Raw genomic sequence first — 21053 nt, 5'->3', positions numbered from 1 at the left:
CGATCGCTCAGCTCAAACCCATGTAGCGCCCGGCCCGGTGATTGATCGCCAGCACCATGTTCAGCGCCACTGCACCCAGCACCGACAGGGCGACCTTGTCCGGCGCCACGACGAAGATCGAGGCCAGCACGATGGCCGCATCGACGCCCATCTGCACGGCACCGGCGCGCAGGCCGAAGCGTTCCTGCAGGTACAGCGCGAGGATGTTCACCCCGCCCAGGCTGGCGCGGTGGCGAAACAGCATGAGCAGCCCGAGACCCATGGCGAAGCCACCGAATACCGCGGCGTAGAGCTGGTTCAGCTCGGCGAACACCACCCAGCGCGGCGTCAGCTCGGCGAACAGCGACACCAGCGCCACGGCGCAGGCGGTGCGCAGAGTGAACGGCCAGCCCATGCGCCACAGCGCCAGGGCATAGAACGGCAGGTTGAGCAGGAAGAACACCAGGCCGAACGGCCAGCCGGCCAGGTACTTGAGCAGGAAGGCCAGGCCCACCGTGCCGCCGGTGAGCAGCCCGGCGTGGCTGTAGAAGGCGATGCCGAGGGCCACCATGGCGGTGCCGAACAGCAGGGCCAGGGCATCCTCCCAGAGCGGATGGCGGACGAATAGCTCGGCAACCACCTCGGTTTGCAGGCTGGCGGCAGGTTTGTCAGTCATGGTCAGGATCTCATCGCCCGGGCATTGCCGCGAGCATAGGGCAACGCCCGCCGGGGCGAGATAACGTGGATCAAGGAAAAGGCCGGGGCCGCCGTGTAGGAGCGGCCTCAACCGCAAATGGCGTGCATCCGCCCCCACGACAGACCGCTCAGCGGCGCTGCCAGGTCTCGAAGCAGTGCGCCGGCGCCGACTCGACGGCCGCCTGCGGCTCACGCGCGACGCAGCCCCAGGCCGCTTCGTCGAAGGCCGGGAACCAGGCATCGCCCTCCGGCGCCAGCGCCACGCGGGTCAGGTACAGACGCTCGGCCTGGGCCAGGCCCTGTTCGTAGAGCTGCGCGCCGCCGATCAGCATCAGCTCGTCGACGCCCTGTTCGCGCGCCCATTGATCGGCACGGACGATGGCGGCCTCCAGCGACGGGAAGACTTCCGCGCCCTGCAGCTGCAGATCGGCCTGGCGACTGACCACCAGGTTGAGCCGGCCCGGCAGCGGGCGCCCGAGCGAGTCCCAGGTCTTGCGGCCCATGATGATCGGCTTGCCGAGAGTCCGGGCCTTGAAGTGCTTGAGGTCCGCCGGCAGGTGCCAGGGCAGTTGGTTATCGCGGCCGATCACACGGTTGTCGGCGAGGGCGGCGATCAGGCAGAGGGGCAGGGTCTTTTTCATCGGCGCAGGATAACGGCTCGGCCGCCATCAATGAAGCCCGCCCCCGCAACAAGGCCGGGCGCTCGCCCCGCACGGCTTGCCCCGGGCCCCGCCACAGCGGTTATGCTCATGCCTGCAACCACCAACGGACTGCCGCGTGCCCCTGACTGCCAAGCCCTCGCCCACCCGCCTGCAACGCCTCTGGCTGTGCGAAACCCTGCGCCTGCGCGAAGAGCACGCCGGCCCGCTGGAGGATGGCGAAGCCAACCGCCGGGCCCGCCAGGCAGGCAGCGAGCTGGCCGGCCGCATCGAGGCCCGCGCCCTGTTCCTCGCCGAGCGCGACGGCCAGCTGCAGGCCCAGCTGCACTGGCTGCAGGGCGCGCGCCTGGCCCTCGGCCTGCTGCTGGTGCTGGCCCTGCTCAGCGGCGCCGGCCTGGCCCTGGCCGCCCTGGGCGACGGCAGCCGCCCGGTCAATGTGTTCTGGGCCCTGGGCAGCCTGATCGGCCTGCACCTGCTCCTGCTGCTGGGCTGGGCCCTCGGCCTGCTGCTGGCCGGCGACCACAACGCCGCCCTCGGCCGCCTGTGGCTGTGGCTCAGCGAGCAGCTGGCGCGCGATGCCCGCGCCGCGCAACTGGGCCCGGCGCTGGTGTTGCTGCTGCAACGCCGGCGCCTCAACCGCTGGCTGCTCGGCCTGCTGGTGCACGGCCTGTGGCTGGTGGCCCTGCTGAGCGCCGGGCTGATGCTGCTGGCCCTGCTCAGCACCCGCCGTTACGGCTTCGTCTGGGAAACCACCCTGCTCGGCGGCGACACCTTCGTCGCCCTGACCCAGCTGTTCGGCAGCCTGCCGGCGCTGCTCGGCTTCCCCATCCCCGATGCCGAGACCATCCGCGCCAGTGGCGACAGCGCCCTGACCATAGAGGCCGCACGGCATGCCTGGGCCGGCTGGCTGCTCGGCGTGCTGTTGGTGTTCGGCCTGCTGCCGCGCGCCCTGCTCCTGCTGCTGTGCCTGTGGCGCTGGCAACACGGCAGCGCGCGCCTCGCGCTTGACCTCAACCTGCCCGGCTACCGCCTGCTGAGCGAACGCCTGCAACCGACCAGCGAACGCCTCGGCGTGCTGGATGCAGCGCCGGCCAGCCTGAGCGAAGCCCAGGGCGGCAGCACGCGCCTGGACAGCAGCGGCGCCGTGCTGGTGGCCATCGAACTGGACCCGCAACGCGCCTGGCCGCCGGCCCTGCCCAGGACCGTCGCCGATGCCGGCGTACTGGACAGCCGCGAGCAGCGCCAGCAGCTGCTCGACCAACTCGGTCGCTTCCCGCCGGCGCGCCTGGCCATCGCCCTCGACCCGCGCCGCTCGCCGGACCGCGGCACCCTGGCGCTGCTCGGCGAGCTGGCGCGCACGGCCGCCGCCACGCGCATCTGGCTGCTGCCTCCGGCGCCGGGCGAAACCCTGGACGCCGAGCGCCTGGGCGACTGGCACGGCGCACTGCAGCGCCTGGATCTGCCGTTCGCCGACAGCGCGCCGCTGGCCTGGCTGGAGAGCGGCCATGACTAAGCCCCTCAAGCTGGCCGTGGTCGGCCACACCAATGTCGGCAAGACCTCGCTGCTGCGCACCCTGACCCGCGACGTCGGCTTCGGCGAGGTCTCCCATCGCCCCAGCACCACCCGCCATGTCGAGGGCGCGCGCCTGTCGGTGGCCGGCGCGGCGCTGCTGGAGCTGTACGACACCCCCGGCCTGGAAGACGCCATCGCCCTGCTCGATTACCTGGAACGCCTGCAGCGTCCGGGCGAGCGCCTGGACGGCCCGGCACGGCTGGCGCGCTTTCTCGACACGGCCGAGGCGCGCCAGCGTTTCGAGCAGGAGGCCAAGGTACTGCGCCAACTGCTGGCCAGCGATGCCGGGCTGTACGTGATCGACGCCCGCGAGCCGGTGCTGGCCAAGTACAAGGACGAGCTGGCGGTGCTGGCCGGCGCCGGCAAGCCGCTGCTGCCGGTGCTCAACTTCAGCGCCAGCGCCCAGCAGCGCGAACCGCAGTGGCGCGAGGCGCTGGCCCGCCTCGGCCTGCATGCGCTGGTGGCGTTCGACACGGTGGCGCCGCCGCTGGATGGCGAACGGCGCCTGTACGAGAGCCTGGCCCTGCTGCTGGAACGCGCGCGTCCGCAGCTGCAGCGGCTGATCGACGACCACCAGGAGCAGGCCGAAGCGCGTCACCAGGCCGGCGCGCAACTGATCGCCGAGCTGCTGCTGGACTGCGCCGCCTGCCGGCGCAGCGTGGCCAGCCAGAGCACCGTCGAACAGGGCGAGATCCGCGCCCTGCACCAGGCCATCCGCCAGCGTGAGCAGGCCTGCGTCGACGCGCTGCTGCGCCTGTATGCCTTCCGCGCCGAGGATGCCCGCGCCGGCGACCTGCCGCTGCTGGACGGGCGCTGGGGCGACGACCTGTTCAACCCGGAGACCCTACGCCAGCTCGGGGTGAACATCGGTGGCGGCATCGCCGCCGGCGCGGCGGCCGGGGCCGGCATCGACCTGCTGGTCGGCGGCCTCAGCCTAGGCGCCGCGGCGGTCATCGGCGCGCTGGCCGGCGGCGGCCTGCAGACCGCACGCAACTACGGCAAGCGCCTGCTCGGCAAGCTCAAGGGCCAGCGCGAACTGACGGTGGACGACGGCGTGCTGCGCCTGCTCGCCCTGCGCCAGCGCCTGCTGCTGGCCGCCCTGGCGAGCCGCGGCCATGCGGCAACCACGGCGATCCACCTGGACCCGCCGCAGCAGCAGAACTGGCGCGAGGGCAAGCTGCCCGAGGCCCTGCGCAAGGCCCGCGCCCACCCCGAGTGGTCGTCGCTGAATCCCGCCGCGCGCCTGGAGCAGGGCGAACGCCAGGCTCAGGTCGCGCGGCTGACCCAGGAACTGCTACGGCCCTAGCCCGTTCGCCGCCCCTGCAAGCGGGCTCAGCCCCTGCGCCCCAGGCTGGTCCACAGGGTGGCGCCGACTATCAGCAGGCCGCCGAGCCAGGCCTGCAGGCTCAGTTGCTCGCTCAGCCAGAGCACGGCGAACAGCGCGCCGAACAGCGGCTCGCTGCCCATCAGCAGCGCCACCCGGGTCGGGCTGCTGCGGCGCAGGGCGTGGTTCTGCACGAAGAAGGCGAACAGGGTGGCGAACAGCACCAGGTACAGGCTGCCGGCCCAGAACGCCGGGGCCGTCGGCAGCGCCGGCAGGCCGCCGGGCAACAGCAGGCTGCCGAGCAGCAGGCAGCCGAAGCCGATCACCCCGGTCTGCACCGCGGTCAGCGCCAGGGCCGGCACCTGGCTGTCGGCGGTCAGGCGGCGGGTCAGGCATACCAGCAGGGCGCGCAGCAGCGCGGCCAGCAGCATCAGGCCGTCGCCCAGGTTGAACTGCAGGTCGACGCCGCCACTCAGCAGCCAGGTGCCCAGCAGCGACAGGCCCACCGCCGGCAGCAGGCGCCCGTCCGGGCGCTCGCCGAGCAGCAGCCACTCGACGAAGGGGGTGATCACCACGCACAGGCTGATCAGGAAGGCCGCGTTGCTGGCGCTGGTCAGCAGCACGCCGTAGGTCTCGCAGAGGAAGATCGCCAGCATCACCCCGCCCAGCGGCAGCCCGGGCGCCCAGGCCGAGCGGCCGGCGCCGCGTAGCTGCGGCAGGAGGATGAGGAAGGTCAGGCAGAAGCGCACGGCGAGGAAGCCCAGCACCGGATAGAAGGCCAGCGCCTGCTTGGCCACCCCGTAGCTGGTGCCCCAGACCAGCGCCACGAGCAGCAACAGAACGTCGCTGAGCTGGAGCAGGCGGACGGGAACGGGACGGATCAGGGTCGACATGGCGGCGGCTCTCGGCAGGGTCAGGCCGGGATTGTCCATTGAGCCATTGAAAAGGATAATCCATCGACATCACACAAGACCTGTTCCCCATGAGCACAAATACGCCCACTCACCTGCTCCCGCTGATGGCCAGCTTCGTCCGCGTGGTGGAGTGCGGCAGCTTTTCCGCGGCGGCGCGCCTGCAGGGCAGCACGGCCTCGGCCCTGAGCCGGCAGATCGCCGCCCTGGAACAGGCCCTCGGCCTGCGCCTGCTGGAGCGCACCACCCGCCGCCTGCGCCTCTCCGAGGCCGGCGCCGAGGTGTTCGAGCGCTGCCGCGAGATGCTCGGCGCGGCGCAGGCGGCCCTGGCCGTGGGCGAGCGGCTGATGAGCCACCCGCGCGGGCGGGTGCGCCTGTCCGTGCCCAAGGCCTTCGGCAAGTTCCTGGTCGCGCCGCTGATGGCGGACTTCCTGGCGCGCTACCCGGAGGTGGACGTCAGCCTCAATCTCAGCGACCGCAGCCCGGACTTGATCGCCGAGCAGTTCGACCTGCTGGTGTGCATCACCGACCAGCCGCCGCCGGGCCTGGCCGGGCGCCCGCTGTGCAGCGTGCGCCAGCTGCTGTGCGCCAGCCCGGCCTACCTGGCCGCGCACGGCACGCCGCAGCACCCCCAGGAACTGGTGCGGCATGCCTGCCTGTATCTGGACGAAAGCGCGGACGATCACCGCTGGCATTTCAGCAACGGCAACCAGCAGTGCGTGGTGGCGGTGCGCGGGCGCTTCGCCAGCAACCACAGCGAGGTGCGCCTGCACGGCGCGCTGAACGACCTGGGCATCGCCTGCCTGCCGCACTTCACCGCCGCCCAGGCCCTGGCCGAGGACCGCCTGGTCCAGGTGCTGGCCGACTGGCGCTACACCGGCTCCTACCAGGGCACGGCGTGGATTCTCTACCCCCCCAACCGCCACCTGCCGCCGAAGCTGCGGGTGCTGATCGACCACCTGGCGGCCGGGCTGGGCCAGGCGGCGGGCTGAGCCGGAACTGCCTGGTGCGCACGGCGCACCCTACAAACGCAGACCAGCGCAGGGTGCGCCGGGCGCACCAGCGAGGCCAGTGGCGGTCAGACCGCCACGGGTGCGCTGATATGCGGGTGGGCCTGGTAGCCGACCAGTTCGAAGTCCTCGAACCTGAAGGCGAACAGGTCCTTCACCTCGGGGTTGAGCTTCATCACCGGCAGCGGCAGCGGCTCGCGCGTGAGCTGCAGGTCGGTCTGCTCGATGTGGTTGGCGTACAGGTGGCAGTCGCCTCCGGTCCAGATGAAGTCGCCGGGCTGCAGGTCGCAGACCTGGGCGATCATCAGGGTCAGCAGGGCGTAGCTGGCGATGTTGAACGGCACGCCGAGGAAGATGTCGGCCGAGCGCTGGTACAGCTGGCAGCTCAGCTTGCCGTCGGCCACGTAGAACTGGAACAGCGCGTGGCACGGTGGCAGGGCCATCTGGTCGACCAGCGCCGGGTTCCAGGCGGAGACGATCAGCCGGCGCGAATCCGGGTTGCTCTTGATCATCGCGACCAGCTTGCCGATCTGGTCGATCGAGCCGCCGTCCGGCGCCGGCCAGCTGCGCCACTGGTAGCCGTAGACCGGGCCGAGGTCGCCGTTCTCGTCGGCCCACTCGTCCCAGATGCGCACGCCGTTGTCCTTCAGGTAGCGGATGTTGGTGTCGCCCTGGAGGAACCACAGCAGCTCGTGGATGATGGATTTCAGGTGGCACTTCTTGGTGGTCACCAGGGGGAAGCCATCGGCCAGGTTGAAGCGCATCTGGTGGCCGAACACCGAGTAGGTGCCGGTGCCGGTGCGGTCGCTCTTGAAGGTGCCGGTGGTGCGCACCAGGCGCATCAGATCGAGGTACTGTTTCATCACGCGGCTCCCGGGGCGGCTTGGCGTTTGTAGGCGTAGGCGATCAGGCCGAGACCGCCGAGGATCATCGGCAGGCAGAGGATCTGGCCCATGGTCAGCCAGCCACCGGCCAGGTAGCCGAGCTGGGCATCCGGCACGCGGACGAACTCGACGATGAAGCGGAACACCCCGTAGCTGGTGGCGAACATGCCCGACACGGCCATGCTCGGACGCGGCTTGCGCGAGTAGAACCAGAGGATGGCGAACAGCGCGATGCCTTCCAGGGCGAACTGGTACAGCTGCGACGGGTGCCGCGCCAGCTGCTGCGGGTCGGTGGGGAAGACCATCGCCCAGGGTAGGTCGGTGGCCTTGCCCCACAGCTCGGCGTTGATGAAGTTGCCGATGCGCCCGGCGCCCAGGCCGATCGGCACCAGTGGGGCGATGAAGTCCATCAGCTGGAAGAAGCTCTTGTCGTTGCGCCGGCCGAATAGCCAGGTGGCCAGCATCACTCCGAGCAGGCCGCCGTGGAAGGACATGCCGCCCTCCCACACGCGCAGGATCTTCAACGGCTCGGCGATGTAGGCCGAGAGGTCGTAGAACAGCACATAGCCCAGGCGCCCGCCGAGGATCACCCCCATGGCCACCCAGAACACCAGGTCGGAGAGTTTCTCCTTGCTCCAGGTGGCGTCGAAGCCGGCCAGCCGGCGCGAGGCCAGCAGCCAGGCGCCGCCGATGCCGACCAGGTACATCAGGCCGTACCAGTGGATTTTCAGCGGGCCCAGGGCCAGGGCCACCGGGTCGATCTGCGGGTAAGGCAGCATTCAAAACTCCTTAGATCAGGAAATTCACGCCCACTACCAGCAGCAGCAGGGCAAACAGACGCTTGAGCAGGCGCGGCGACAGCTTGTGCGCCAGGCGCGCGCCGAAACGGGCGAAAAACATGCTGGTCAGCGCAATACCCACCATCGCCGGCAGGTAGACGAAGCCCAGGCTCCACTGCGGCAGCGCCGGGTTGTGCCAGCCGATCAGCATGAAGCTCAGGGCGCTGGCGGCGGCAATCGGCAGGCCGCAGGCCGAGGAGGTGGCCACCGCCTGCTGCATCGGCACGCTGCGCCAGGTGAGGAACGGCACGGTCAGCGAGCCGCCGCCGATGCCGAAGATCGCCGAGGCCCAGCCGATCACGCTGCCGGCAGCGGTCAGCCCAGCCTTGCCTGGGACCATGCGACTGGCCTTGGGTTTCAACTCCAGGCCCATCTGCACGGCGATGACGATGGCGAACACGCCAATGATCTTCTGCAGCAACGGGCCCTGGATGGCCGCCGCGGTGAGGCTGCCGAAGCCGGCGCCGAGGAGGATGCCGAGGGTCATCCAGGTGAACACCGGCCACAGCACCGCGCCCTTGCGCTGGTGCTCCAGCACCGAGTTGATCGAGGTGAAGATGATGGTAGCCAGCGAAGTGCCCACCGCCAGGTGGGTCAGCACGCTCGGCTCGAAGCCCTGGGCGGTGAAGCTGAACACCAGCACCGGCACGATGATGATCCCGCCGCCGACGCCGAACAGCCCGGCCAGCACGCCCGCCGCCGCCCCCAGCAGCATGTAGAGAAGGAATTCCATGACACCCCCGTAAACGAAGCGGCATGGTAACGGATGCGCCCCCGCCCCTCCAGCCGCGGGCGACCAGCGCCGGCGGACGCGGCCGGGCGGCATGTCGAAGGCGCTGCGCCGAGGCTGCCGCGACAGCTGGCCAGTGCCTGTTAAACTGCCTACGACAAGGAGAAGCCCATGTGCCTGATCGTGTTCGCCTGGCGCCCCGGCCATGCCCAGCCCCTGCTGCTGGCGGCCAACCGCGATGAGTTCTACCACCGGCCCAGCCTGCCGCTGGGCCAGTGGGCGGACGCGCCCGGTCTGTACGCCGGACGCGACCTGCAGGCCGGCGGCACCTGGCTGGGGGTCAGCGCCGACGGCCGCTTCGCCGCCCTGACCAACATCCGCGACCCGGGCCAGGCCAAGGGCCCGCGCTCGCGCGGCGAACTGCCGGTGGACTTCCTACGCGGCACGCTGGACGCCGAGAGCTACCTGGCCGAGGTGGCGCAGCGCCGGGCGCAGTACAGCGGCTTCAACCTGCTGCTGGGCAACCGCCACGAGCTGCTCTTCTTCAACTCCGAGGAGAGCCGCATCCGCCGCCTGCGGCCGGGTCTCTACGGCCTGTCCAACGCCGAGCTGGATACGCCCTGGCCGAAGGTGCTGCGCGCCACCGCCCATCTCGCCGGCTGCCTCGTCGACCCACAGCCGCAGCCGCTGCTCGACCTGCTGCGCGACCGCAGCCAGCCGCCGCGGGTACTGCTGCCGGACACCGGCATCGGTGTGGACTGGGAGCTGCTGCTGTCGAGCATCTTCATCGTCGGCCCCGGCTACGGCACCTGCGCCAGCAGCGCCCTGCTGCTGCATGGCGACGGCAGCCTGCAGCTGGTCGAACGGCGCTTCGATAGCCAGGGCAATGTCGAAGGCGAAATCGACCTGCGCCTGCCGCCGACCTAGGCCGGCAGCAGGGCAACGGGGGCAGACGCCTGCAACAGGGCCTGCTGGCGCGACGGCGCGGGGCCGCTGATGCGAAAACCCGCGCAGAGGCCGCTCAGATTGCCGGCCAGGCGCTCCAGACGCAGGCTGTCTTCGGCCACCTCGGCGGCGCCGCGGGCCGTATCGGCAGCGATGCCGCGGGCCTGTTCGATCAGGCGCTCCACCTCCGCGGCGGCGGTCAGCTGCTCGCGGGTGGACACGCCAATGCTCTTGATCGCCTCGATCGAGCAGTGCACCCGATCCAGCAACTGCACCGTGTTGCCGGTGTATTCCACGCAGCGCTGCACCAGCTCCTGGCTGCGCTGCATGGCAACCACCGAGTGCTCGGCGCCCCCCTGCAAAGCCTGGATCATGGACTGGATTTCGCCCGTGGCCCGCTGAGTACGCTGCGCCAGCTGACGCACTTCGTCGGCCACCACGGCAAAGCCGCGCCCCTGCTCACCGGCCCGCGCCGCCTCGATAGCGGCATTCAGCGCCAGCAAATTGGTCTGCTCGGCCACCGCATGGATCACCTCCAGCACATGCCCGATCTGCCGGGTATTGGCAGCCAGGGCGTGGATCACTGCGTTGCTCGCCTGCATGTCCAGCGCCAGCGCCTGGATGCACTGCTGGGTCTCGGCAATGGCCTGCACGCCGGCGCTGGCGTCGGCATCGGCCGTCAGCGCAGTGGCCGCCGCCTGTTCGGCTCCGGCCGAGACGCAACTGACCGCCTGGTGCAAGTGGCCGACTGCCTGGTCCATCCGCTGCGACACACCGAGCAGGGTTTCGCCGCCGCAGCTGAGGTGAGCGGTGGACTCGCTGAGGCTGTGGCTGGTTTCGCGCAGCTCGTCACTGGCCGCCACCACTCGCCCCACCAGACGGTCGAGTAGGCCGAGAAAGTGATTGAAACGCCCGGCCAGAGTGCCGCCAGATGCACTGCGGTAGGCCAGGTCGATGGCATTCTCGTCGCGCAGCAGATGCTCGGAAGTGCGCTGCAGGTCCTCGCCGGCCGCCGCCTCGCGCGCGCCGCTCTGGGCCAGCACCAGCAGCACCAGGGTCTCAGCCACTACATAGAAGGCATGCAACAGCACCACCGGCCAACCACTGCCGGCAGCTACCAACTGGATCACCTCGCCCTGCTCCTGCAGCGCAAAGAAACCCAGGTGATGCACGGCGATCAGCGCGGCAGCGCAGACGATCGGCAGCCAGTCGCGGTAATAGAGGAGGAAGGCTAGCAGGACGAAGACGCTGAAGTGCATCTCGACCATGCCATGGCTCTGCTGGATGTGCAGCGCCGCCAGCACCATGAAGGCGGCGCCCATCAGCGCGCGGTACAGGCGGCTACCGCCGATCATGAAATACAGCAGCGACAACGCCAGCAAGGTGCCGCCGCCGACGCTGAGAGCCAGCGGCCAGTTGCCGAACCAGGCCGCCAGGCCAAAGGCGTAGAGGGTCATGCCGGACAACACACCGAGCATCAAGCGGTCGGCTCGCTGGAAGAAACTGGGGCTCATGGTCGGCCTCCCTGCTGACTGATAGCAAAACAGTGGCCATTCAGTAGTAGCCGGCAGAATGCCGGGTGACAAGATAGCGTCAGGCGCTGGACGCCAGAAGCCCGACAAATGGCTCACGGCTACTGGCGACACGGCAGACAGGCGACACCCCGAACACCTCAGACTCAGTCGGCTTGCCAGTCGCAGAAACAGCCCACCGCCAGGTTGCTGTCGGCCCGCACCGGGCGCCCGGCGCTCAGGGCTTCGAGGATCGGCTCGATGAAGCTGTTGCTCGAGGTGCACAGCGCGCCCTCGCTGTAGGGGCCGAAATAGGCCAGCTGGCCCTGCTGGTCCCAGATCGCCACCGCCGGGCTGGCCGGCAGCTGTTCGCTGCCGGGCAAGGCGGCCAATGGCTGCAATGCGCCGAGGCTGTCCGGCAGCCGGCCCTGGCTGCCGGCCTTCTGCAGCGCGTAGAACTGCACGCCGCGCGGCACGTAGGCGTGCAGCAGTTCGGCGAGGTGCTGCTGGTTGCCGACATTGCACGGGCAGGCCGGGTCCCAGAAGTGCACCACGCGAATCGCCCCCGGGCCGGCCAGCTCGGCCGGCAGGCGCAGGGCCGCGCCGGAGAACAGCTCGGTGCGCTCGTCGAACGGGCGGATATAGCGCGCCTCGAACCACCAGAAGGCGAACAGCATCGCGCCCAGCCAGACGATGGCGAGCAGGCTGGCGAGGACGACTTTCAAACGCGAGGCGGGCATGGCGAAGACTTCGGCGGCGGGGTCCATAGCTTGCCACGGCAACCGCGACAGCTGAATATCATGATCCAGACCACCCCCTGCACGAGCCCCCAGCCGACCATGTCCAGCCCCATGCCAGAGCCCTTCCAGCCCGAGCGCCTGCGCCGCAGCCTGCGACCCTTGGCCGCACGCGAGTCGATGAGCGCCGAGGCGCAGGCCTACCAGCACTACTTCGGCCTGGACCTACCGGGCGGCGGCGCGGTGCAGCGGCAGCTGGGCTGCTTCGAGCAGGACGGCCTGCGCATCGTCACCCAGCTCTGGCTGCCGGCCGAGCCGCAGGCCACGCTGATCCTGCTGCACGGCTACTACGACCACATGGGCCTGTACCGCCATGTGATCGACTGGGCGCTGCAGATGAATTACGCCGTGCTGGCCTGCGACCTGCCCGGCCATGGCCTGTCCGCCGGGCCGCGGGCCAGCATCGATGACTTCGCCCACTACCAGCACACCCTGCAGGGACTGTTCGCCGAGGCCGCCGCCCTCGACCTGCCGCAACCCTGGCACCTGTGCGGGCAGAGCACGGGCGGGGCGATCCTGATCGACCACCTGCTCACCGGCCAGGCGCGTCCCGAGGCGGGCACCAGCATCCTCCTGGCACCGCTGGTGCGCCCGCGCGCCTGGGGCCTGTCGAAGCTCAGCTACCAGCTGCTCAGCCCGTTCCGCGCGCAGATTCCGCGGCGCTTCTCGGCCAACTCCAACGACGCGACCTTCCTCGACTTCGTGCAGAACCGCGACCCGCTGCAGCCACGCCACCTGCCGACCGCCTGGGTCGGCGCCCTGGCCAAGTGGATCCCGCGGATCGAGGCGGCGCCGCGCAGCGCCCTGAGCCCGCTGATCGTGCAGGGCGAAGAGGACATGACGGTGGACTGGCAGCACAACCTAGGGGTGCTGCAGGACAAGTTCGCCCAGCCGGAGATCATCCGCCTGCCCGGCGCCCGCCACCATCTGGCCAACGAGAGCGACGAGCTGCGCCAGCGCTATTTCGCCGCGCTGCGCGAACGCCTGGGCTAGCGGCCGCTGACCGCCAGGCCGCTGCGCAGGGCGGCCAGGGCCGCCTGGTAGTAGGCCTGGCCCGCCGGCGACTGGGCGAAGCTGACGAACTCCTCCAGCTCCGGGTCGGACAGCTCGCGGTAGACGTACAGCAGGGTGTCGTCCAGGTTGTTGCCGATCTGCGTCATCAGCTGCTCGCGCTGGCCCTGCATCAGCGCCTCGGTCTGCCCACCGCCGAGCAGACCGGGGAGCATCTGGCTGAGGCTGTCGGCGGCCACGCCGGCCAGGGCCATACTCACCTCGGTGCCGGCCTCCTGGGCCGGCAGGGCCTGGGCCAGGTGACGAATCAGCAGGCGCCGGGTGGCGCTGGCCTCGCTGCGCGGCAGGCCATTGGCATGGGCGGCCAGCTGGTCGCGGCGGGTCGCCAGGGTCTCGGCGGCGATGATCTTGCGCCCCAGCGGCGACTCGAAGAACTGCAGCGCCGGCTGCGGGTCGGCCAGCTGCGCACGCAGGGTGGCCTGGGCGCGCTGGTCCATGGCCTGCGGGGCGAAGCGGCGGTTGCTGTTGTCGACCAGGGCCTGGTACACCCCCGGCGGCAGGCTGTCGCGGTAGCGCAGCTGGGCCGCGGCCAGGGCAGCGCTGAAATTCTCCCGCTGCGCGGGCCAGCCGCCGGCCTGGTACAGGCGGGCCTGCTCGTCGGCAAGGGAAGTCAGGCTACACAACAGCAATACGAAGGCGAACACGGCACGCATGGGGGGCTCCTTTCTGGCGCAGCCATTTTCCGGGGCCTCGCCAAGCTTGTCGAGGCGCACGCGCAGCACTGCTAGAATCGCCGCCATGCTTACCGACCTCGACCCGCAGCTGCTGCCACCGATCATCGACGACCTCGCCCGCCAGGGCTGGTCACGGCAGGAGCATTTCCTGCCAGACAGTCTGACCCGCGAATTGGCCCGCGAGTGCCGCAAGCGCGCAGAAAAGGGCGCCCTGGCCCCCGCCGGAGTCGGTCGCGGCGACGCGCTGGCGGTGCGCGAAGGCATCCGCGGCGACCGCATCCAGTGGCTGGAAGCCGGCCAGCACGCCGCCTGCGATCGCTACCTGGCGGCCATGGACGAACTGCGCGCGGCCCTCAACCAGGCCTTCTTCCTCGGCCTGGCCGACTACGAGAGCCACTTTGCCCTTTACCCGCCGGGCAGTTTCTACCAGAAGCACCTCGATCGCTTCCGCGATGACGACCGGCGCACCGTATCGGCGGTGTTCTACCTCAACCAGGCCTGGCAGGCCGACCAGGGCGGCGCCCTGCGCCTCTACCCGCCAGGCGGCGAGGCGCTCGACGTGCTACCGCAGAGCGGCACGCTGCTGCTGTTCATGTCCGCCGAGCTGCCCCATGAAGTGCTGCCGGCCAGCCGCGAGCGCCTGTCGCTGACCGGCTGGTTCCGCCGCCGCGCCCTGTAACGGGAGACCCCATGGAAAAAGTCCTGGTCAGTCGCTGCCTGCTCGGCCACAAGGTGCGCTACGACGGCGGCGCCCACGACTCCTTCGACGGGGCGGCCATCCGCCTGCTGCAGCGCTGGCAGGCCGAGGGCCGCATCGTGCCACTATGCCCCGAGGTGGCCGGCGGCCTGCCGACCCCGCGCCCGCCGGCGGAAATCCCCGGTGGCCAGGGCGAGCAGGTGCTGGATGGCCGGCGCCCGGTGCTGACCGAAACCGGCGAGGAGGTCACCGCGGCCTTCGTCGTCGGCGCCGAGATCGCCCTGCAGCTGGTCCGCCAGCACGGCCTGCGGGTGGCCGTGCTCAAGGCGCGCAGCCCGTCCTGCGGCAACCTGCAGACCTACGACGGCAGCTTCAGCGGCGCCCTGGTCGCCGGCGAAGGCGTCACCGCCGCCCTGCTGCGCCGTGCCGGGGTCAAGGTGTTCAACGAGAACCAGCTGGCCGAGGCCGCCGCCGAACTGCAACAGCTGGAGCAACTCGACGGCTGACCGGGCGGAACCCGTGCCATCGCCTAAGGTCAGTGCTGGACACTCGTCAAAGGAGCACCCGCATGACCTTCCCCCTGCGCACCCTGGGCCTCGCCGCCCTGCTCTGCAGCAGCGCCTTCGCCGCCGCGGCGGACCTGCCGCGCACCGCCGCGCCCGCCGGCGCCGAGGTGTACTTCATCGAGCCGGCCGACGGCGCCACGGTCGGCCAGACCTTCACCGTCAAGTTCGGCCTCAGGGGCATGGGCGTCGCCCCGGCCGGGGTCGACCTGCCCGCCACCGGCCACCATCACCTGCTGGTGGACAACGCCGAACCGCCGGCGATGAACCTGCCGCTGCCGGCCAGCGAACAGGTGCGACATTTCGGCAAGGGCCAGACCGAGGCCGAAATAACCCTGCCGCCGGGCCAGCACAGCCTGCAGTTGCTGGTGGGCGACAAGAACCACGTGCCGCTCGACCCGCCGGTGATCTCCGAGAAGATCAGCATCACCGTCAAGTAACCCGCTGCGGATCGTGCGGGCATGAAAAAAGCCCCTGGCGCAAACCAGGGGCTTTTTCGTATATAGCACCCTGTCCGTCCTGCTTTCGATAGATGGCGGCCTAGGGCTCCAGGCCAGACAGGGTGGTATCTGCCAGGGGCCGGCGCTTGATCTCGCTTCGCTTCATGACTTGTATGCCCCTGGTTCGAGTCTTCAGCCAACATACAAGCAGGCGTACACGAAGGGGAAGGCTATATGGGAATAAGAGGGGACATGTAGAAACAAGAAAGCCCGCTCTAGGCGGGCTTTCCAGGGTGTTTCGTAGACTGCTAGAGACAGGCAGAAACAGCTATGTGGCGCACCAGGCGGGATTCGAACCCACGACCCCTGCCTTCGGAGGGCAGTACTCTATCCAGCTGAGCTACTGGTGCGTTGCGGGGCGCAATCATACGCATCCGCCGCGCAGGCGTCCATGCGTGTGGTCGGGCTCAGAGCTCCTGCATGCTGAAGTCGGCCTTGCTCACCCCGCAATCCGGGCACAACCAGTCGTCCGGCACCTCGGCCCAGGGTGTGCCGGCGGGGATGCCGTCGTCGGGCCAGCCGCTGGCTTCGTCGTAAATCAGGCCGCAGATGATGCAGATCCAGGTCTTCATGCCGGCACCTGTGCTTTGTCGGCCAGCGGCTGCAGCTGACGGTCGAAGTTGGCCAGCGATGGGAACGTCAGTGGCTCGACCGTATCCAGGCGCCGCAGGTAGTCGCGGTACTGTTCGAGGATCTCCGCGCGCGCCGGCTGGCCGATATAGGGCACGTGGCAGGCGGCGAAGGGCGGCAGCACGCCGAACCCGGTGTAGGCCAGGGTGCCGCGCTGCAGGGGGCGCAGCATGGGTTCCCAGTCGCCATGCACGGCGTCCTCATCGGCGAACATGTGCGCCTGGCCGCCGAGGCTGAAGCTGAGCAGCGCGCGCTTGCCGGCCAGGCCGCCGCGGTCGTAGAAGCGCAGGCCGCCGTAGCACACGCCGGAAACCAGCACGCGGTCGATCCAGCCCTTGAGCATGGCCGGCACCGAGCACCAGAACAGCGGGAAGTTGAGGATCAGCAGATCGGCCCAGAGCAGCTTGTCCAGCTCGGCGGCGATATCCGGCGCCAGGCTGCCGGCCTTGACCGCCTCGCGCTGTTCCAGGGCGTAGACCAGGTAATCCGGGTTGCTGCGCCGGCTGAAGTCGGTGGCGCTGGCCACCGGGTTCCAGTTCATCGCGTACAAGTCGGACACCTGCACGCGGTGACCGGCCTGCTGCAGGGTAGTGACGGCGAGGTTCTTCATCGCGCTGCAGAAGGACTGCGGCTCGGGATGGGCGTGGACGATCAGGATATTCATCGAGGCTTCCAGAAGATCGCAGGGGCCATTGCGGCCCCCGAGGGAGGGGTCAGGCCGCCTGCCGGCCCGGCGCAGCGGCGGGCTTGGCCAGCGGCTGCCAGCGGTTGGCGCGGGCGAAGGTGCCGAAGTCGTTGAAGCGCACGCCGGCTTCACGCATCAGTTGGTGCGCCAGCGGCGCGGTGAGCTGGCGGATATAGAAGGGCTCCTTGACCACGAAATGGTGGATGCCGTGGGTGCTACCGAAATTGAAGCAGAAGGCCTGCAGCGGCCACAGCCACCAGGCATTCAGCACCTGGGTCTGCTGGATCACGTTGCCCGCTTCGATGTCGCCGTAGTAGTGCATGTTCGAGCTGATGAAGTGCAGGCAGAAGGTGCGCAGCACGTTGGGCCCGACCAGCACCACCACGGCGATGGTCACGCCGTCCATCAGGCTCAGGGTGGTGGCGGACCAGGCGATCGGCGCACCCGCGGCACTGGCAACGAGATCGATCAGGTGGAAGCCGAGGAACAGGTACCAGGTGCTCCAGTTGAGCAGGCCCAGCGGCGCATAGCCCTTGAGCGTGCGGCTGACGATCATCTTCCTGTGCGCCCAGGTCTTGGCGCGCAGGAAGCGGATCAGCGAGGACATCAGGTTGTCGCCGACCATCAGCAGGCGGGCCAGGCCCCAGGGCTCGCCGTTGGTGATGGCGCGTTCCTCGATATCGGTCTCGCTGCCGGACACCTTGTGATGGTTGAGGTGCAGGTGGCGGCGGATCCACGGGTTGATCGTGCTCGGTCGGGCCAGCCACACGAGGGCCATCATCAAATTGTGCGGCACGCGCTGCTTGCGGAAGTACATGGAGTGGATCAGGTCATGCTCCAGCTCGTGGGTCAGCGAGGCGAAGAAGGCGTTGGCCAGCAGGCACGCCCACCAGGCGATGGCGCCGTCCAGGTAGAGCCAGGCACTGCCGAGCATCCCCGCCAGGGCGAAGGCCAGGATGCCGGCGCCGAGGGCGTCCTGGTGCTGCAGGATCGGGTAGCGCTGGCGCAGTTCTGCGCCACGGGCCAGCACCTGGCTGCGGATATGCGCGGAGCGCTGCTGGTCATTGTGCAGGCCATGGCTTGCAGGAGTCGGGGTCATGCACGCATCCTCTTCTCTGTTCGCCGAGCGTTGCCATGCGGGGCAGCGGGTCGGCATGCGGACTGTTGTGGGAAAACGTCTGTGGCAAATCGTCCAGGCTACTGTGCGCGCCTGACGCCGCCCTCGCCTGACCCATAACGCCAACCTGTTGACCGAGAATGCCAACCTGCATGACTGAAGCCTCCACCCTGGCCAGCTGGACCCGCGCCCTGCGCCGCCAACTCGACGGCCTCGGCCTGGACAGCGCCGCGCTGTGCCGCGAGGCCGGCCTCGACCCGCAGTTGCTGGACGACGCCAATGCGCGCTATCCGCTGTCGGCCACCACCCGCCTGTGGCAGCTGGCGGTGGCCGCCAGCGGCGACCCGGCGCTGGGCCTCAACACTTCGCGGCACGTGGCGCCGACCACCTTCCATGCCCTCGGCATGGCGGTGATGGCCAGCGGCAGCCTGCGCGAGATCTTCGAGCGCATCGTGCGCTACCACCAGGTGGTCAGCGATGCCCTGAGCCTTGAGCTGCGCGATGTTGGCGACCGCTGCGAGCTGCATTTCCGCCTGCCGCCGGGCGGCTCGGCACCAGCCGCCGAGGCCATCGATGCGTTCGCCGCGATCTACGTGCGCACCTGCCGCAATCGCCTGGGGCGCAGCTACGCGCCGCTGGCCGTGCACCTGCGCCGGCCGCCGCCGGCCGATCCGCAGCCCTGGCTGGAGGTGTTCCGCGCGCCGGTGCATTTCGCCGCGCGCGAGGACGTGCTGTGCTTCGCCCGTGCCGACCTCGACCGCCCGCTGGACGACGGCAACCCGGAGCTGGCCGCGCACAACGAGGCGGTGCTGCGCAAACGCCTCGAAGCCCTGCAGCCGGATACCGTCGGCCGCCGCCTGCGCCGTGCCCTGGAACAATGCCTGCCGAATGGCGAGCCGTCCGCCGAGGTGCTGGCCCACGGCCTGCACCTGAGCCTGCGCAGCCTGCAGCGCCACCTCAGCGAGGAAGGCAGCAGCTACGAACAGGTGCTCGCCGAAACCCGCCATGCCCTGGCCCTGCAGCACCTGGGCGAAGCCGACTGCTCGATCAGCGAGGTCGCCTACCTGCTCGGTTTCGCCGACAGCAGCAGCTTCAGCCGCGCCTTCAAGCGCTGGAGCGGGCAGAGTCCGAGCCAGTACCGCGACGGGTTGAAGCCTGGCTGAACTAGCGCTTACGCCGGATTAAGCTGGGTCTTGAGCAGGTCGCGAAAGGTCTGGATCAATGGCTCGCGCGAGCGGCCACGACGCAGGGTCAGCGAGAATGGCGCCTGGTAGCCGAAGGTGGTCGGCAGCAGCGCCTTGAGCCGGCCCTGCTCGACCCAGGGATGCGCGTAATGCTCAGGCAGGTAGCCGATATAGGCGCCGGAAAGCACCAGAATCAGCTGCGCCTCCATCGATTCCACCGTCGCCGCGCTGTGCTTGAAGCCATGCCGGGCCAGCTCGCTCTGGCTCCAGTAGCCGCGGCCGACCATGCGCTGCTGGGTGATCACCTCGGCGGGGATACGCCGCTGGTCGAACAGCGGATGCCGGTCGCTGCAGTACAGCCAGTGCTGCTCGCGGTACAGGGCCTGATAGACCAGGCCGTTCATCCGCGTGTAGAAGGCGCCGATGGCCAGGTCCAGGCGGTTTTCCAGCACCGCCAGCTGCAGCTCGGCCGGGCTCATCACCGCCAGGTGCAGGTGCACGGCCGGGTGTTCCTGGCTGTGTGCGCCGATCACCTCGGCCAGCGGCAGCGCCGGATCGCTCACCGTGGAGTCCAGTACGCCGACATTGAGGGTGCCGCGCAGCTCGCCCTTAAGTGCCGCCGAGTAGCGCTCGAAACCTTCCAGTTCGGCCAGCAGGCGCAAGGCCTCCTGGTGGAACAGTTCGCCCTTGCTGGTCAGGCTGAAACCGCCGCGACCGCGATGGCACAGGCTCAGGCCCAGCTGGCTTTCCAGCTGACTCATATAGGTGCTGATCGCCGAAGTCGACAGGTTGAGTTCCTGTTGGGCGGCGGCGAATCCCTGACAGCGCACCACGGTGGCGAAGATGCGCAGCAGCTTGATATCGGGCAGGGCAAGGCTCATGGCAGTTTCCGAATGGCATACAGGCTCAGGCTGCCATTAGTTCAGAAATTTCTGAACTAATTATTTGCCGCCAGCGATTCTTCCCGTGGCGATTCGGCAGAAGAATCAGCCCCACGCCTTGGCCGCCGGGCTCGATCCCCGCGGCCCTATTACAACCACAACACCCTGAGGCCACCCCGTGGACAAGATCCTGCACCAACCCCTGGGCGGCAATGAAATGCCCCGTTTCGGCGGCATCGCCACCATGCTGCGCCTGCCGCATATTCAGACCGACGAAGAACTCAACAAACTCGATGCTGCTTTCATCGGCGTGCCGCTGGACATCGGCACCTCGCTGCGTTCCGGCACCCGCTTCGGCCCGCGCGAGATCCGCGCCGAGTCGGTGATGATCCGCCCGTACAACATGGCCACCGGCGCCGCACCGTTCGACTCGCTGAACGTCGCCGATATCGGCGACGTGGCGATCAACACCTTCAACCTGCTCGATGCAGTGCGCATCATCGAGGAGTCCTACGACAAGATCCTCGACCACGGCATCCTGCCGCTAACCCTGGGCGGCGACCACACCATAACCCTGCCGATCCTGCGGGCGATCAAGAAGAAACACGGCAAGGTCGGCCTGGTGCATATCGACGCCCACGCCGATGTGAACGACCATATGTTTGGCGAGAAGATCGCCCATGGCACCACCTTCCGCCGCGCAGTCGAGGAAGACCTGCTCGACTGCGACCGCGTGGTGCAGATCGGCCTGCGCGCCCAGGGCTACACCGCCGAGGATTTCAACTGGAGCCGCAAGCAGGGCTTTCGCGTGGTCCAGGCCGAAGAGTGCTGGCACAAATCCCTCGCTCCGCTGATGGAGGAGGTGCGCGCCAAGGTCGGCGGCGGCCCGGTGTACCTGTCCTTCGACATCGACGGCATCGACCCGGCCTGGGCGCCCGGCACCGGCACCCCGGAAATCGGTGGCCTGACCACCATCCAGGCCATGGAAATCGTGCGCGGCTGCCAGGGCCTGGACATCATCGGCTGCGACCTGGTCGAGGTCTCGCCACCCTACGACACCACCGGCAACACCTCGCTGCTGGGCGCCAACCTGCTTTACGAAATGCTCTGCGTGCTGCCGGGCGTGCAACATCGCTGAGTACCCCATCGCCACTCAGGGCGTACCTGAGGCTGCATAACAACAAACGGCTTTC

The 21053-nt window shown here is 69.2% G+C and carries 23 protein-coding genes and 1 tRNA gene; 10 read left to right on the top strand and 14 right to left on the bottom strand.

Annotated elements, in window-relative coordinates:
• Positions 1 to 7 precede the first annotated feature (7 nt).
• Together F3I62_RS03275 and F3I62_RS03270 are read right to left on the bottom strand one after the other, a co-directional pair.
• Positions 8 to 655, bottom strand: a complete 648-nt coding sequence (locus F3I62_RS03275; RefSeq protein WP_160488241.1) for a YitT family protein — start codon at positions 653 to 655, stop codon at positions 8 to 10.
• Between the two features lie 148 nt (positions 656 to 803).
• Positions 804 to 1316: a dihydrofolate reductase gene (locus F3I62_RS03270; RefSeq protein ID WP_160488240.1), complete on the bottom strand. Its 513-nt coding sequence runs from the start codon at positions 1314 to 1316 to the stop codon at positions 804 to 806.
• A gap of 142 nt (positions 1317 to 1458) precedes the next feature.
• Between F3I62_RS03270 and F3I62_RS03265 the strand changes: the two genes are divergently transcribed.
• Positions 1459 to 2847: a DUF2868 domain-containing protein gene (locus F3I62_RS03265; protein ID WP_160488433.1), complete on the top strand. Its 1389-nt coding sequence runs from the start codon at positions 1459 to 1461 to the stop codon at positions 2845 to 2847.
• Positions 2840 to 4213 carry a DUF3482 domain-containing protein gene (locus F3I62_RS03260; RefSeq protein WP_160488239.1) on the top strand — a complete coding sequence of 458 codons (1374 nt, stop codon included), beginning with the start codon at positions 2840 to 2842 and terminating at the stop codon, positions 4211 to 4213. The genes F3I62_RS03265 and F3I62_RS03260 overlap by 8 nt, the downstream gene beginning before the upstream one ends.
• 26 nt (positions 4214 to 4239) lie before the next feature.
• Here the strand turns inward: F3I62_RS03260 and F3I62_RS03255 are convergent, their stop codons facing one another.
• Positions 4240 to 5124 (bottom strand): DMT family transporter, encoded by an 885-nt coding sequence (locus F3I62_RS03255; protein WP_160488238.1) that lies wholly within the window; start codon positions 5122 to 5124, stop codon positions 4240 to 4242.
• An 89-nt stretch (positions 5125 to 5213) separates the two neighbouring features.
• Here F3I62_RS03255 and F3I62_RS03250 point away from each other — a divergent pair, with 89 nt between their 5' ends.
• Positions 5214 to 6134 carry a LysR family transcriptional regulator gene (locus F3I62_RS03250; RefSeq protein WP_160488237.1) on the top strand — a complete coding sequence of 307 codons (921 nt, stop codon included), beginning with the start codon at positions 5214 to 5216 and terminating at the stop codon, positions 6132 to 6134.
• An 86-nt stretch (positions 6135 to 6220) separates the two neighbouring features.
• Here the strand turns inward: F3I62_RS03250 and F3I62_RS03245 are convergent, their stop codons facing one another.
• The 3 genes from F3I62_RS03245 to F3I62_RS03235 are packed head-to-tail and all read right to left on the bottom strand — an operon-like array spanning position 6221 to position 8608.
• A complete protein-coding gene (locus F3I62_RS03245; RefSeq protein ID WP_160488236.1) occupies positions 6221 to 7015 on the bottom strand; it encodes a thymidylate synthase in 795 nt (264 codons plus the stop codon).
• Entirely contained in the window at positions 7015 to 7815 is an 801-nt protein-coding gene (gene lgt / locus F3I62_RS03240; protein ID WP_160488235.1) for a prolipoprotein diacylglyceryl transferase, read from the bottom strand. The genes F3I62_RS03245 and lgt overlap by 1 nt, the downstream gene beginning before the upstream one ends.
• A gap of 10 nt (positions 7816 to 7825) precedes the next feature.
• Positions 7826 to 8608, bottom strand: coding sequence for a sulfite exporter TauE/SafE family protein (locus F3I62_RS03235; protein ID WP_160488233.1), 783 nt, complete (start codon positions 8606 to 8608; stop codon positions 7826 to 7828).
• Between the two features lie 168 nt (positions 8609 to 8776).
• Between F3I62_RS03235 and F3I62_RS03230 the strand changes: the two genes are divergently transcribed.
• On the top strand, positions 8777 to 9532 hold the full coding sequence (locus F3I62_RS03230) for an NRDE family protein (RefSeq protein ID WP_160488232.1): 756 nt from the start codon (positions 8777 to 8779) through the stop codon (positions 9530 to 9532).
• On the opposite strand, the gene F3I62_RS20475 is transcribed toward F3I62_RS03230, so the two are convergent.
• Entirely contained in the window at positions 9529 to 10311 is a 783-nt protein-coding gene (locus F3I62_RS20475) for a methyl-accepting chemotaxis protein (protein WP_160488432.1), read from the bottom strand. The two genes, F3I62_RS03230 and F3I62_RS20475, sit on opposite strands and share 4 nt — an antisense overlap.
• 917 nt (positions 10312 to 11228) lie before the next feature.
• A complete protein-coding gene (locus tag F3I62_RS03220) occupies positions 11229 to 11828 on the bottom strand; it encodes a DUF6436 domain-containing protein (RefSeq protein ID WP_160488230.1) in 600 nt (199 codons plus the stop codon).
• Positions 11829 to 11912: 84 nt separating this feature from the next.
• Between F3I62_RS03220 and F3I62_RS03215 the strand changes: the two genes are divergently transcribed.
• Positions 11913 to 12851, top strand: a complete 939-nt coding sequence (locus F3I62_RS03215; protein WP_160488431.1) for an alpha/beta hydrolase — start codon at positions 11913 to 11915, stop codon at positions 12849 to 12851.
• Here the strand turns inward: F3I62_RS03215 and F3I62_RS03210 are convergent.
• Entirely contained in the window at positions 12848 to 13582 is a 735-nt protein-coding gene (locus F3I62_RS03210) for a DUF2059 domain-containing protein (RefSeq protein ID WP_160488229.1), read from the bottom strand. The genes F3I62_RS03215 and F3I62_RS03210 overlap by 4 nt on opposite strands.
• Before the next feature lie 85 nt (positions 13583 to 13667).
• Between F3I62_RS03210 and F3I62_RS03205 the strand changes: the two genes are divergently transcribed.
• The 3 genes from F3I62_RS03205 to F3I62_RS03195 all read left to right on the top strand — a co-directional run bounded on the left by F3I62_RS03205 (position 13668) and on the right by F3I62_RS03195 (position 15303).
• Positions 13668 to 14282 carry a 2OG-Fe(II) oxygenase gene (locus tag F3I62_RS03205; RefSeq protein WP_160488228.1) on the top strand — a complete coding sequence of 205 codons (615 nt, stop codon included), beginning with the start codon at positions 13668 to 13670 and terminating at the stop codon, positions 14280 to 14282.
• 11 nt (positions 14283 to 14293) lie between these two features.
• Complete coding sequence (locus F3I62_RS03200; RefSeq protein ID WP_160488226.1) at positions 14294 to 14806, top strand: DUF523 domain-containing protein; 513 nt, start codon at positions 14294 to 14296, stop codon at positions 14804 to 14806.
• A gap of 62 nt (positions 14807 to 14868) precedes the next feature.
• Complete coding sequence (locus tag F3I62_RS03195; RefSeq protein WP_160488225.1) at positions 14869 to 15303, top strand: DUF4399 domain-containing protein; 435 nt, start codon at positions 14869 to 14871, stop codon at positions 15301 to 15303.
• A gap of 333 nt (positions 15304 to 15636) precedes the next feature.
• Here F3I62_RS03195 and F3I62_RS03190 read toward each other — a convergent pair.
• The 4 genes from F3I62_RS03190 to F3I62_RS03175 form a co-directional block, all read right to left on the bottom strand.
• Positions 15637 to 15713, bottom strand: a tRNA-Arg gene (locus F3I62_RS03190).
• Positions 15714 to 15770: 57 nt separating this feature from the next.
• Positions 15771 to 15935: a rubredoxin gene (locus F3I62_RS03185; protein ID WP_160488224.1), complete on the bottom strand. Its 165-nt coding sequence runs from the start codon at positions 15933 to 15935 to the stop codon at positions 15771 to 15773.
• The gene (locus F3I62_RS03180; RefSeq protein ID WP_160488222.1) at positions 15932 to 16657 is read right to left on the bottom strand and encodes an NAD(P)H-dependent oxidoreductase; all 726 of its coding nucleotides are present in this window, start codon (positions 16655 to 16657) and stop codon (positions 15932 to 15934) included. Before F3I62_RS03180 ends, F3I62_RS03185 begins: the two co-directional genes overlap by 4 nt.
• Before the next feature lie 49 nt (positions 16658 to 16706).
• On the bottom strand, positions 16707 to 17777 hold the full coding sequence (locus F3I62_RS03175) for a fatty acid desaturase (RefSeq protein ID WP_160488221.1): 1071 nt from the start codon (positions 17775 to 17777) through the stop codon (positions 16707 to 16709).
• Between the two features lie 170 nt (positions 17778 to 17947).
• On the opposite strand from F3I62_RS03175, the gene F3I62_RS03170 reads away from it, so the two are divergent.
• Positions 17948 to 18958, top strand: a complete 1011-nt coding sequence (locus tag F3I62_RS03170) for an AraC family transcriptional regulator (RefSeq protein ID WP_160488220.1) — start codon at positions 17948 to 17950, stop codon at positions 18956 to 18958.
• A gap of 8 nt (positions 18959 to 18966) precedes the next feature.
• On the opposite strand, the gene F3I62_RS03165 is transcribed toward F3I62_RS03170, so the two are convergent.
• Positions 18967 to 19860 carry a LysR family transcriptional regulator gene (locus F3I62_RS03165; protein ID WP_160488219.1) on the bottom strand — a complete coding sequence of 298 codons (894 nt, stop codon included), beginning with the start codon at positions 19858 to 19860 and terminating at the stop codon, positions 18967 to 18969.
• Positions 19861 to 20038: 178 nt separating this feature from the next.
• On the opposite strand from F3I62_RS03165, the gene speB reads away from it, so the two are divergent.
• Entirely contained in the window at positions 20039 to 20998 is a 960-nt protein-coding gene (speB, locus tag F3I62_RS03160; protein WP_160488218.1) for an agmatinase, read from the top strand.
• Positions 20999 to 21053: the final 55 nt, after the last annotated feature.

The organism is Pseudomonas sp. R-28-1W-6 (genome assembly GCF_009799925.1).
GTDB lineage: Bacteria > Pseudomonadota > Gammaproteobacteria > Pseudomonadales > Pseudomonadaceae > Aquipseudomonas.
This window is presented reverse-complemented; position numbering and strand designations above follow the sequence as displayed.